The sequence below is a fragment of the Spirosoma validum genome (genome assembly GCF_014699035.1).
Lineage (GTDB): Bacteria > Bacteroidota > Bacteroidia > Cytophagales > Spirosomataceae > Spirosoma > Spirosoma validum.
Map to the genome: position 1 here is coordinate 156,187 of NZ_JACXAA010000012.1, position 12,643 is coordinate 168,829.

The 12,643-nt window shown below is 46.8% G+C and carries 11 protein-coding genes and 4 tRNA genes; all 15 read right to left on the reverse strand.

What is annotated here, in order from left to right; genetic code table 11:
* Nucleotides 1-3,870, reverse strand: a complete 3,870-nt coding sequence (rpoB, locus tag IC230_RS26300) for a DNA-directed RNA polymerase subunit beta (RefSeq protein WP_191042140.1) — start codon at nucleotides 3,868-3,870, stop codon at nucleotides 1-3.
* Nucleotides 3,871-4,119: 249 nt separating this feature from the next.
* Complete coding sequence (rplL, locus tag IC230_RS26305) at nucleotides 4,120-4,506, reverse strand: 50S ribosomal protein L7/L12 (protein WP_191042052.1); 387 nt, start codon at nucleotides 4,504-4,506, stop codon at nucleotides 4,120-4,122.
* A 58-nt stretch (nucleotides 4,507-4,564) separates the two neighbouring features.
* Nucleotides 4,565-5,098 carry a 50S ribosomal protein L10 gene (gene rplJ, locus IC230_RS26310; protein ID WP_191042053.1) on the reverse strand — a complete coding sequence of 178 codons (534 nt, stop codon included), beginning with the start codon at nucleotides 5,096-5,098 and terminating at the stop codon, nucleotides 4,565-4,567.
* Nucleotides 5,099-5,101: 3 nt separating this feature from the next.
* A complete protein-coding gene (gene rplA / locus IC230_RS26315; RefSeq protein ID WP_191042054.1) occupies nucleotides 5,102-5,800 on the reverse strand; it encodes a 50S ribosomal protein L1 in 699 nt (232 codons plus the stop codon).
* 26 nt (nucleotides 5,801-5,826) lie between these two features.
* A complete protein-coding gene (gene rplK / locus IC230_RS26320) occupies nucleotides 5,827-6,270 on the reverse strand; it encodes a 50S ribosomal protein L11 (RefSeq protein ID WP_191042055.1) in 444 nt (147 codons plus the stop codon).
* Nucleotides 6,271-6,438: 168 nt separating this feature from the next.
* Nucleotides 6,439-7,002: a transcription termination/antitermination protein NusG gene (gene nusG / locus IC230_RS26325; RefSeq protein WP_191042056.1), complete on the reverse strand. Its 564-nt coding sequence runs from the start codon at nucleotides 7,000-7,002 to the stop codon at nucleotides 6,439-6,441.
* 15 nt (nucleotides 7,003-7,017) lie between these two features.
* Nucleotides 7,018-7,209 (reverse strand): preprotein translocase subunit SecE, encoded by a 192-nt coding sequence (secE, locus tag IC230_RS26330; protein ID WP_093832236.1) that lies wholly within the window; start codon nucleotides 7,207-7,209, stop codon nucleotides 7,018-7,020.
* Between the two features lie 13 nt (nucleotides 7,210-7,222).
* Nucleotides 7,223-7,296 (reverse strand) — tRNA-Trp (locus IC230_RS26335).
* A 113-nt stretch (nucleotides 7,297-7,409) separates the two neighbouring features.
* On the reverse strand, nucleotides 7,410-8,597 hold the full coding sequence (gene tuf, locus IC230_RS26340) for an elongation factor Tu (protein ID WP_191042057.1): 1,188 nt from the start codon (nucleotides 8,595-8,597) through the stop codon (nucleotides 7,410-7,412).
* A 142-nt stretch (nucleotides 8,598-8,739) separates the two neighbouring features.
* Nucleotides 8,740-8,811 (reverse strand) — tRNA-Thr (locus IC230_RS26345).
* A gap of 73 nt (nucleotides 8,812-8,884) precedes the next feature.
* Nucleotides 8,885-8,957: transfer RNA gene (locus tag IC230_RS26350), tRNA-Gly, on the reverse strand.
* A 93-nt stretch (nucleotides 8,958-9,050) separates the two neighbouring features.
* A tRNA-Tyr gene (locus IC230_RS26355) sits at nucleotides 9,051-9,133 on the reverse strand.
* A 115-nt stretch (nucleotides 9,134-9,248) separates the two neighbouring features.
* On the reverse strand, nucleotides 9,249-9,752 hold the full coding sequence (locus IC230_RS26360; RefSeq protein WP_223860856.1) for a hypothetical protein: 504 nt from the start codon (nucleotides 9,750-9,752) through the stop codon (nucleotides 9,249-9,251).
* Between the two features lie 118 nt (nucleotides 9,753-9,870).
* Nucleotides 9,871-11,892, reverse strand: coding sequence for a M13 family metallopeptidase (locus tag IC230_RS26365; protein ID WP_191042059.1), 2,022 nt, complete (start codon nucleotides 11,890-11,892; stop codon nucleotides 9,871-9,873).
* 141 nt (nucleotides 11,893-12,033) lie between these two features.
* Entirely contained in the window at nucleotides 12,034-12,627 is a 594-nt protein-coding gene (locus IC230_RS26370; RefSeq protein WP_191042060.1) for a thioredoxin family protein, read from the reverse strand.
* Between the last annotated feature and the right edge of the window lie 16 nt (nucleotides 12,628-12,643).

The following is a 12,643-nucleotide window of genomic DNA, read 5'->3' on the forward strand; positions in this document are numbered from 1 at the left end:
TTACTCTAATGTAATTTCAAGCGCCAAACCACGTAACTCATGAACAAGTACGTTGAATGACTCAGGAATATTCGGCTTCGGCAGGTTTTCACCTTTCACGATCGCTTCGTATGCTTTCGCACGGCCGACTACGTCATCCGATTTGACAGTCAGGATTTCCTGTAGAATGTTCGAGGCTCCAAAAGCTTCCAACGCCCACACTTCCATCTCACCAAACCGCTGACCACCAAACTGCGCCTTACCACCCAGCGGCTGCTGCGTAATGAGCGAGTAGGGTCCAATCGAACGAGCGTGCATCTTATCATCCACTAAGTGGCCCAGTTTGAGCATATAAATGATCCCAACTGTCACGGGTTGATCAAAACGTTCACCCGTCAGACCATTGTATAGGTACGTCCGACCGAACGATGGCAAACCTGCCTCATTCAATTCATCAGCCACCTGCTGTTCCGTCGCTCCATCGAAAATTGGGGTTGCATATTTACGGTCCAGCTTTTGTCCGGCCCAGGCGAGTACGGTTTCGTAAATCTGACCAAGGTTCATCCGGCTCGGTACGCCAAGTGGGTTCAGCACGATGTCAACCTTCGTTCCATCTTCGAGGAACGGCATATCTTCGTCACGTACAATCCGGGCAACAACCCCCTTGTTTCCGTGACGACCTGCCATTTTATCCCCTACTTTCAGCTTACGCTTTTTAGCGATATACACTTTAGCCAGTTTCACGATGCCTGCAGGCAGTTCGTCACCCACTTCAAGCGTAAACCGTTCCCGCTTAAACCGACCTGTGATTTCACTGCGACGGTTGTTGTAGCTTTTCACCAACGAAACAACCATCTCATTTACTTTCTCATCGTCCGTCCAGTCGTTCAGATTCATGTCGGCCAGAAGATTAGCTTCTTCTGGAACAGCATAGCCACTTTCGTCACGGTAAGCATTTTTGTCAGGGAAGAGGTTATCCGTAATGTTCTTCCGGTTGAACTTCACCCCTTTGCTTACAATTTCGTCACCAAACTTATGCTTAACACCTGCACTAGTTCTACTTTCCAATAAAGCCACTGTTTTTTCAATCATACGAGCGCGGAAGTCATTCAACTCACGGCCGTATTTTTTCATCAGTGCTTTTACTTCATCTTTATGCTTACCCCGATCTTCTTTCGCCGGACGTGCAAACAACTTGGTATCGATAACAACACCTTTCAATGACGGTGGTGCTTTCTTCGAAGCATCCTTCACATCACCGGCTTTGTCTCCAAAGATGGCACGTAGCAGTTTTTCTTCCGGGGTCGGATCGCTCTCACCTTTTGGCGTGATCTTACCGATCAGGATATCACCTTCTTTTACTTCAGTACCGACGCGTACGATACCGTTTTCATCCAGATTCCGAACGGTTTCTTCCGATACGTTGGGAATTTCAGAAGTTAATTCTTCTTCGCCCCGTTTTGTATCCCGAACTTCCAGTTCAAATTCTTCAATATGGATCGACGTGAAAATATCTTCCCGTACAACACGTTCCGAAATCACGATAGCATCCTCGAAGTTATACCCCTGCCATGGCATGAAAGCAACTTTCATGTTACGTCCCAGTGCTAGCTCACCTGCCTGCGTCGCGTAACCTTCGCAAAGTACATCGCCTTTTTTCACCTTCTGGCCTTTCAGCACGGTTGGTTTGAGGTTGATACAGGTATCCTGGTTCGTCCGACGGAATTTAATCAGATTATACGTCTTTTTGTCCTCATCGAACGTAACCGCCAGTTGATCGTCGTCGAGGTCATACTTAACGACGATTTTGGTTGAGTCAACAAACTCAATGACACCATCAGCTTCAGCAATGACCAGCGTCCGTGAGTCAACAGCAACGCGACCTTCTAAACCTGTACCTACAATCGGCGCTTCAGGACGTAGTAAAGGAACAGCCTGACGTTGCATGTTCGAGCCCATCAGCGCACGGTTAGCATCATCATGCTCCAGGAACGGAATCATAGAAGCAGCTACCGATACAATCTGGTTCGGAGCAATATCCATGAACGTAACGTTCGCTGGTTCAGCGATTGGGAAGTCACCTTCGAAACGGGCTTTCAGCCGGTCGACCTGGAAGTTTCCTTTCTTGTCGATGTCAGCATTCGCCTGTGCGATATAGTGCGTATCTTCTTCTTCAGCCGTTAAATACATCACTGGTTTATCCATTGACACCTTACCGTTTTCGATAATTCGGTATGGCGTTTCAATGAAGCCCATGCTATTGATTTTCGCATAGACGCACAGCGAGGAGATTAGACCGATATTCGGACCTTCCGGGGTTTCAATGGTACACAGACGACCATAGTGCGTATAGTGTACGTCACGAACCTCAAAACCAGCCCGTTCACGCGATAGACCACCAGGTCCGAGAGCCGACATACGACGCTTGTGCGTCACTTCGGCTAATGGATTGGTTTGGTCCATAAACTGCGATAGCTGGTTCGTACCGAAGAACGAGTTGATCACCGACGACAATGTCCGGGCATTGATCAGGTCAACAGGTTTGAAATCCTCGTTATCCCGAACGTTCATCCGTTCTTTAATCGTCCGCGCCATCCGGGCAAGACCAACACCGAATTGCGCATATAACTGCTCACCCACTGTCCGAACACGTCGGTTGCTGAGGTGGTCAATATCATCGACAACGGCCTTCGAGTTAATCAGACCAATCAGGTACTTCACGATGGATACAATGTCCTCCGTGGTCAGTACCTTCATGTCCGACGAAATGTCCAGACCGAGCTTTTTGTTAATACGGTAACGGCCAACATCACCCAGATCATAACGCTTATCCGAGAAGAACAGGCTCTGAATAATTTCACGAGCAGTCTGTTCATCGGGCGCATCGGCGTTCCGAAGCTGCCGATAGATTTGCTCCACGGCCTCTTTTTCAGAGTTAGAGCTATCTTTCTGCAGTGTGTTATAAATAATATTGTAATCGGCCATGTTCATGTCTTCCTTATGCAGGATGACTGATTTCTGACCTGAATCCGTAATGACGTCAATGTCATCCGCCGAAATAGCTGAGTCGCGCTCCAAGAGCACCTCATTCCGACTGATAGAAACCACCTCGCCTGTATCCTCATCCACAAAGTCTTCCGTCCAGGTACGTAGTACCCGGGCCGCCAGCCGACGACCAATCGCCTTCTTCAGATTAGCGGGCGTCGCAGGTACTTCTTCCGACAGACCAAACAGATCAAGAATGTCTTTATCTGAACCGAAACCGATGGCACGTAACAGCGTCGTTACCGGGAATTTCTTTTTCCGGTCAATGTACGCATACATGACATTGTTAACGTCCGTCGAGAATTCGATCCACGAACCTTTGAACGGAATAATCCGGGCCGAATACAACTTGGTACCATTCGTGTGCTTACTCATCGAGAAGAACACACCCGGCGAACGGTGCAATTGAGAAACAATCACCCGCTCGGCTCCGTTAATGACAAACGAGCCTTTCTCGGTCATATACGGAATGTTACCTAGAAATACTTCCTGCTCGATCGTCTCAAAATCCTCGTTATCGGGATCGTTGTTTGACAGACGCAGTTTAGCTTTCAGGGGTACTGAATAGGTCAGACCCCGATCGATCGACTCATCGACCGAATATTTCGGCGGATCGACTGAGTAATCAATGAACTCCAGCTTGAAATTCTCGCGAGAGTCTGATATTGGGAAGTTTTCCTGAAAAACTTTGAACAGACCTTCTTCCGACCGTTGGTTGGAAGGCGTGTCAAGCTGGAAAAAATCTTTGAAGGATTTTACTTGAATATCCAGAAAATCTGGGTATCCAATCACTGGCTGAATCGTCGCAAAATTTTTGCGCGTACTGATTTTCGCGTTTGTCGCCAAGATTGTGCTTCGTTTAGTGCGTAACCGATTCTTAATGAGTGCGTTGCGAAGATTTGCCACGGCACTCGAAATAAGCGGCTATTCAGACCCCGGGTGTCACCCGACCCAAGGGGCGTAAATAGTCAACATAATGCAATAAAAAATAGTTTGTCTTTTGCAAGCACTTAAGACAAAAATAGCTCCAAACAGGAAAAGACCAGACGTCGGTCTGGCCTCCCCTATCTGGAGTGATATGCAAAGAGCAGTTGCTTACTTAACTTCTACTTCAGCACCAGCTTCTTCAAGTTGCTTCCGCAGTGATTCAGCTTCGTCTTTAGCAACGCCTTCTTTCACTGGTTTTGGAGCGCCATCAACCAATTCTTTGGCTTCTTTCAGGCCCAGACCGGTCAGGTCTTTTACCAGTTTCACGACAGCGAGTTTAGCAGCACCAGCCGACTTCAGAACAACGTCGAAAGACGTTTTCTCAGCCACAGCCGGAGCAGCATCACCTGCACCTGCGCCACCGCCAGCTACCATTACAGGAGCTGCAGCAGCAGGCTCGATACCGTACTCATCCTTCAGGATCGTAGCCAGTTCGTTAACTTCTTTAACTGTCAGGCTTACAAGCTGCTCCGCGAACGCTTTCAAATCTGCCATTGTAGTATTTTCTTAATTTGATTGTGATACAATATTGAAAAACTATACGTCGGAAAAATTAAGCTGCTTCCTCACGCTCCGACAGCGTTTTGAGGATACCGGCCAATTTGTTACCACCACTTTGCAATGCCGAAATAACATTCTTAGCAGGCGATTGTAACAGGCCGATGATTTCGCCAATCAACTCTTCTTTGCTCTTCAGTGCGATGAGCGTATCAAGTTGGTCAGCACCAATAAACAGGCTGTAATCAATCGAAGCAGCCTTTAATTGCAACTTATCATTGGTTTTGCGAAACTCTTTAATAAGCTGCGCCGGTGCTTTGCCATTCTCAGGGTGAAACATCACCGCTGACTGACCATGTAGCACCGTATCGTTGAACGGTGTATAATCCGTATCGAGGGGTTCGAGTGCTTTTTTGATGAATGCATTTTTCACCACTTTGTACTCAATACCACGCTCAAAACACATCCGACGTAACGTATTGACTTCAGCAACCGTCATGCCATTGGCTTCCGTGATATAGAAGAAGGGAATGGTCTGAAACTTTTCAGCCAATTCCTCAATAATTGCTCCTTTTTCTTCGCGTTTCATGGCTTAAACCCCGGCTACCGAGCCTTTATCAATCGTTACTCCCGGACTCATCGTACTCGACAGATTAATCGTTTTCACATACGTACCTTTTGCCGATGAAGGCTTCAGTTTCAGTAGCGTGCTAATGATTTCCTGCGCGTTTTCAGCCAGTTTTTCTGGCGTGAACGATACTTTACCAATACTGGTGTGAATAGCACCTTGTTTATCGACTTTAAAGTCGATTTTACCTGCCTTCACCTCACGAACAGCTTTACCTACTTCTGGTGTTACCGTACCCGATTTCGGGTTTGGCATCAAACCACGTGGCCCTAATACTTTACCCAAACGACCAACTTTAGCCATTACGTTCGGCATCGTGATAATCACATCAACGTCCGTCCAGCCTTGCTCGATTTTTTGAATATAGTCATCCAGACCCACGAAGTCAGCTCCAGCCTCTTTCGCTTCGTTCTCCTTGTCCGGGGTGCAAAGCACCAGAACGCGAACCGTTTTGCCTGTACCATGCGGCAACGTAGCAACGCCACGAACCATTTGGTCAGCTTTACGCGGGTCAACGCCTAACCGAACGTCAATATCCACGGAAGCATCGAATTTCGTATACGCAATGTCTTTTAGAATCTCAGCGGCCTGTTGTAGCGAGTATTCTTTTGACGTATCGTATTTTGATTGAGCTTCCTTTTGTTTTTTCGTTAACTTAGCCATCTCTGTGTTTGCTTAGGCAAGTCTAATTAGTTCTCGAAGGGCGATGCACCCGTCACCGTAATACCCATACTGCGGGCTGTACCTGCCACCTGCTTCATAGCCGACTCAACTGTAAAAGCGTTCAAGTCGGGCATCTTCGTTTCTGCAATGGTCCGAACTTGATCCCACGATACTGAGCCCACTTTTTTGCGATTTGGTTGAGCAGATCCGCCTTTCAGCTTTGCTGCTTCCATTAGCAGAACCGGTGCCGGTGGCGTCTTGATGACGAAATCAAAGGACTTATCCTTATAATACGTGATCAAAACCGGTAATACCATTCCCACTTTATCCTGCGTTCGTCCGTTGAACTGCTTGCAGAATTCCATGATATTTAAACCCTTGGAACCCAGAGCTGGACCGATTGGAGGAGCGGGGTTGGCTTGCCCACCTTTGACTTGCAGCTTAACATAGCCACCTACTTCTTTTGCCATTGTGGTAATTTAGTTACGACCGCGTGAACGGCCCCGTTACTACTTAGTTTTCTAACTGGTTCGTCACATAACCAATCCGCACACTTTTCGTAACAAATCAACTGGTTTTGGCTGGTCATCCTCTGAGGGAAGCATAGAATGCCGAACCACGGAGAACTAATCTGACGACTAGTTTTCCTTTTCTACTTGTGCGTAACTGAGTTCTACCGGAGTGTTCCGGCCAAATATCTTTACGACGACGTTCAACTTCTTCCGGTCGTCAAATACTTCTTCTACTGTACCAATGAAACCGCCAAAGGGTCCATCAACAACTTTTACATTTTCGCCTTTGAGATACGTAGCCGTTGGTGCTGAAACTTCCTGTGTTTCTTCTTCACTCACCTTACCCAGAATACGGTTTACTTCAGCCTGACGTAGTGGTACAGGTACTTTTGAAGTTGTTCCAACTTGTGAGTTGCCCAGAAAACCTAACACCCCTGGCATATTCAGAATCATGTCAAGCGCCCGATTATTACCCAAATCAGCCGATATAAGAATGTAGCCAGGAAAGAATGACTTTTCCCGAACGCGCTTTTTACCGTTACGCATTTCGTACACCTTCTCCGCCGGAATTAACACCTGCGGAATTACTTCGTCCAATTTCTGACGGATAATCTCGTTATCGAGGTAAGATTTAATTTTCTTCTCCTGACCCGACACTGCCCGAATGACGTACCATTGTATGCCGCTCATGTTTCGTAAGTCAGTTTAGAATGACTGATAAAATGCATTCAGTCCGTTCTCAAATACTAAATCAATTAACCCGACCAGTAGCGCAAAAATCAGCGATGCTACAAGTACCAGTGTAGAACTGGATTGGAGATCGCTGAATTTAGGCCAAGTCACGTTATGCTGAACTTCCTCCCAGGAGGCTTTCAGAAACGATACAAACTTGTCCATATTTAATAAGGATTGGCACGGGTGGAGAGATTCGAACTCCCATCAACGGTTTTGGAGACCGCTATTCTACCCTTGAACTACACCCGTTTAGATAAATCCGAATCAGTATGCTTCTGAAACGGACTGCAAAAGTACGAAATAATCTCAAAAAACAAGTGCACTCCCGTAAAGAAATGCACTTGTTTTTGATTTACTACCTATTAATCAAGGATTTCTGTCACCTGACCAGCCCCTACGGTACGGCCACCTTCGCGGATAGCGAAACGGAGACCTTTTTCCATAGCGATTTTGTTGATCAGCGTTACATCGATCGTAATGTTGTCACCTGGCATCACCATTTCAACATTAGCAGGCAACATGATTTCGCCCGTTACGTCAGTGGTACGGAAATAGAACTGTGGACGGTACTTGTTGAAGAATGGGGTATGACGACCACCTTCTTCTTTCGACAGTACGTAAACCTCAGCTTTAAACTTCGAGTGTGGCTTAACCGAACCGGGTTTGCAAATAACCATACCACGACGGATATCGGCTTTCTCAATACCACGGAGCAGAAGACCTACGTTGTCACCGGCTTCACCACGGTCCAGAATTTTCCGGAACATTTCAACACCCGTTACAACTGATTTCAGGTTTTCAGCACCCATGCCCAGGATTTCAACTGGTTCACCCGAGTTGATAACACCCCGTTCGATACGACCCGTTGCTACTGTACCACGACCCGTGATCGAGAATACGTCCTCTACCGGCATCAGGAACGGAAGATCCGTTTGACGAGGAGGTAGGGGGATGAAGCTATCAACGTTGTCCATCAGTTCTTCGATGGTTTTTACCCACTTGGCATCGCCGTTCAGACCACCAAGAGCCGAACCTTGAATAACAGGGATATTGTCGCCATCGAAATTGTAGAAGCTCAACAGCTCGCGGATTTCCATCTCAACAAGTTCGAGCAACTCAGGATCGTCAACCATGTCCACTTTGTTCATGAACACAACGAGCTGAGGTACGCCAACCTGACGAGCAAGCAGGATGTGCTCACGAGTCTGTGGCATTGGTCCGTCCGTAGCCGCTACCACAAGGATAGCACCGTCCATCTGGGCAGCACCCGTTACCATGTTTTTCACATAGTCAGCGTGGCCTGGGCAGTCAACGTGGGCGTAGTGACGATTCGCCGTTGCATACTCAACGTGCGATGTATTGATGGTGATACCCCGCTCTTTTTCTTCCGGAGCATTGTCAATCGATGAGAAATCCCGTACTGCGGCCAGACCCTTACCGGCCAGCACTTTCGTAATGGCAGCCGTAAGCGTCGTTTTACCGTGGTCAACGTGACCAATCGTACCGATGTTAACGTGCGGTTTCGAGCGGTCAAAATTCTCTTTTGCCATGTTTTTAAAACGCTATTGTGAACTGTTGTTTGTTATTGAATGAATTCGCTGTATTTCAATTAAACCCAGCGAAATCATCCCGTTTTGAGGTCTGACGCCATTTGGGCTTAAAACGTCAAAAAGACTCCGCAAAGAAGTCTTGAGCCGTTACGGGGACTTGAACCCCGGACCTCTTCCTTACCAAGGAAGTGCTCTACCGCTGAGCTATAACGGCTTGTTTTTAACAGTCACTAGTCGCCAGCAGCTATTCGTTAGAAAACGATACTGTTAACGACTAAGAACTACTGAGCGGAAGACGGGTCTCGAACCCGCAACCTATAGCTTGGAAGGCTATCGCTCTACCAATTGAGCTACTTCCGCAAAAAAAGAAGTTTTAAAGTTGGACAATCAAAAAGTTGTAGCTGTATTAACATCCACTAACTCTGCGACTGTAGAACTCTATAACTTCTTCTGTGGGGAGTGGAGGATTCGAACCTCCGAAGGCGTACGCCAGCAGATTTACAGTCTGATCCATTTGGCCACTCTGGAAACTCCCCAAAAAACCTTGTTAAAGAACATTTTCCGCCCCGTTTCCGGTTTGGAGTTGCAAAATTACATGTTTTTGCGGTGTTGTCAACAGATGGTTTAAAAATAATTTGAATAAGCCCGTGGTTAACGTAGTAGTTCCGTTAGTTGCTTCCTATTTGGATACAGCATATCTGTGATACGCCACCGACCTGCCACCTGCTGAAGGTCAATCTTTATTTCCTCTGGCTTCCCTTTATTTTCGAACGTTACGTAAACAACTGCCCTCGTTCCCGCTACTGCAGCTGGCTCCACCCACATTTTTTTAATAGCGTCATCTGGTGCATTAAAGAGGAGATTTGTTTTCGTACGATTCACTTTTCCTGAAGACTTTTGTGCATCGTTCCAGATAAGATCAGCGGTCGGTTTCGCAAAAAACTGATCGACTAATCCACGGTCTTTTTTCTCGCGAAATGGGTTTTCGGTCTTGTTATGTTCAAAATAAAGCGATCGTACTAACCGATCAGATGCTGAACGGGGCGCACCAGCCGCAGGGCGTTTCGCTAATAGAGCGGCACTGTCTACTGATGCTGTGGCGGTGGTTGAGGTTGTTTCGGTTTCCTGCTTCGGTTTGCTTTGGCAGGCTACCATGATTCCTAGTAGTCCTATAAAAAATTGCAGTCTAGGCATAGTAAAATGTTTAGGGCTAAAAGTTTCAGGGTTTCTGTTCCTACCTAAAAACGTTTAGCCCTAAATGTTTTATCGCTCTTTACCAGACTTTAATACGGTCTTCCGGTTTTTTATACATCTTGTCGCCAGGCTGTACATTAAAGGCTTGATACCAGGCATTGATGTTCGATAAGGGGCCATTACAGCGATAAAGGCCCGGCGCGTGAGGGTCAACCATAATCAACTGTGCCTGTGTTTCTGGTAAGACGTTAATCCGCCAGACTTGCGCCCACGACAGGAAAAACCGCTGATCGGGTGTAAAGCCGTCGATTGTGCTTTTCTTACCGGTCGCTTTGCCCTGAGGTGTCTTTTTAAAAGCGTCATAGGCAATGGCCAATCCACCCAGATCAGCCAGGTTTTCGCCGAGCGTCAACTGTCCGTTAACTTTAATGGAATCAAGAACTTTAAACCCAAAGAACTGCTCTTTGACCTGATCGGCCCGCTTTTTAAAATTGTCAGCGTCTGTCTTGGTCCACCAATCGCGTAACGTACCGTCTGCATCGTACTGACGACCCGAATCATCGAAACCATGCGTCATTTCGTGGCCTATTACGGCACCTATACCGCCATAGTTGATGGCATCATCGGCCTCAAAGTCGAAGAAGGGGAATTGCAGAATGGCGGCAGGGAAAGCGATTTCGTTGTTGACGGGGTTATAGTAAGCGTTCACCGTTGGCGGAGTCATCCCCCATTCTGTTTTATCAACCGGCTTACCGAGCCTATTGATCATGTAGTTGTACTGCCATTTGCCAGCGGATTGCACATTATCGTAAAAACTATTACGGGCAATCGTAACGCCCTCATAACTTTTCCATTTATCGGGATAAGCAATTTTACGTTTGAAGGCTACTAGTTTAGTTAAAGCTTTCTTCTTGGTGTCTTCGCTCATCCAGTCGAGGTTTTTAATATGCTCTTTATAGGATGTTTCAAGATTATCTACAAGGGTAAGCATGCGCTGCTTGGCTTCAGGCTTGAAGTATTTCTGAACGTAAAGTTGTCCCAGTAAATCACCAAGTGTGCCATCAATCAAACCACTTACGCGCTGCCAGCGGGGCGTTTGTTCTTTCTGACCGCTTAATACTTTCGAAAAAGCGAAATTCTGCTTCACGAACGCATCGCTGAGGTAAGGAGCCGCGCCTTTAAGAATGTTCCACCGCATATACGTACGCAGGTCCTCAATGGGCGTATCTGCAACCAGGCTATCGAGCGAGCGGAAGAACGCCGGGTTTTGCACCAATACGGTATCCTGCCCTTTTGCACTATATTTTAACAACTGATCGGCCCAGTCAATGCCGGGAGTTTGCTTGCTGAAATCGGCTACAGCAAATTTATTGTACGTTTTGTAGGGATCTCGTAGATCAACACGAGGCATTTGCGCCTTTGCCAATGCCGTTTCAATACGCATAACCACATCGGCATCCTGTGAAGCCTGGGTTGGTTCCTCCCCAATCAGGGTAAACATTTTTGTCAGATTATCAGCGTACGCATCACGGATTTTCTGACTACGTGGGTCGTTTTTGAGGTAATAATCACGGTCAGGCAAGGTTGTACCGCCCTGACTAAATTGCGGCAGATACTTCGATACGTTCTTACGATCCTGCGCCACAAAAAACCCAAATAACATCCCATTACTCTGGGTGCGCTGATAAGCGAGTTCGTCGAGGAAAGAGGGTTTATTATTGACTTTATCAATCCGTGCAAGATCTGGTTTGATCGGATCGAAACCTAGCTTTTCGATAGTTAGGCTATCCATGCCACTCACGTAATAATCGCCAACCATCTGATATAGCCGCCCTTTTGTCGTCGTTTTTGAGGCCTCTTCGAGCAAAGATTTCATGGCATCGAGACTCTTCTCCCGCAATTCATTAAAACTCCCCCAGGAGGTTTTCGAAGCCGGAATAGCATTCTTTTTAAGCCAATTACCGTTAGCGTACTGGTAAAAATTATCGCCGGGCTTCACGGACATATCCATGTTTTGCGGATCGATGAATTTGCGGGAGTCGGCAGCCATAAAACCGATCGCCACAATCGCCACGAAAAGAAAAGCCACTTGCTTATTCATATACTTTCAAATTGGAGTTGATGAAAGGTACAAAAATACGTAACGCGGGTGGAAACCTACGCTCGTTGGCTATATGATTAGCAACTATTGAGCGTAGGTTTCCACCGCAACGGCGGACCGTCCGCGTTACGTATGAGTCCGTTATTTACTGGCCGCCAACGAGGTTTGATACGATTTGACATACGTACCGGCCTTATATCGATCAAATGGCTCTTTTTGGTGATAATCATTACCAAAGTACGTAATGATCTGATGGAATGTGCGAGCATCCAGATACCCACCTATCGGCTGAATGAGGTTAAATTTCTCATCCAGAAACACCGTAGTCGGGTAACCCATCTGATTTTTCAGCAAGGCTGCAGCCAGTTCGTGTACGCCATGGCTGCCTCCGCTAATGTATTTGAACGTCTGTTTACCTAATGTCACGTCCGCCGTTTGCTCAGCGTTAAAGCGAACGGGATAAAAATTCTCGTTGACATAATCGACAATGGCAGGCTGCGAAAAAGTTTTGCGGTCCATGACTTTACACCAGCCGCACCAGTCGGTATACACATCGACTACAAATTTCTTGGGCTTTTTCTGAGTCAGGGCGTAAGCCTGTTGGATCGTTAGCCAGTTGATGTGCTTCCCTTCACCACTCGGTTTACTCACAAGTTGTTCGGTAGGCAACGTAGTACGAAATGCACTAATAGTTAGCAGGACAAAAGCAGCGAAAAAGACAAGCAGACGATTCATAGTTGATCAGGTCGTT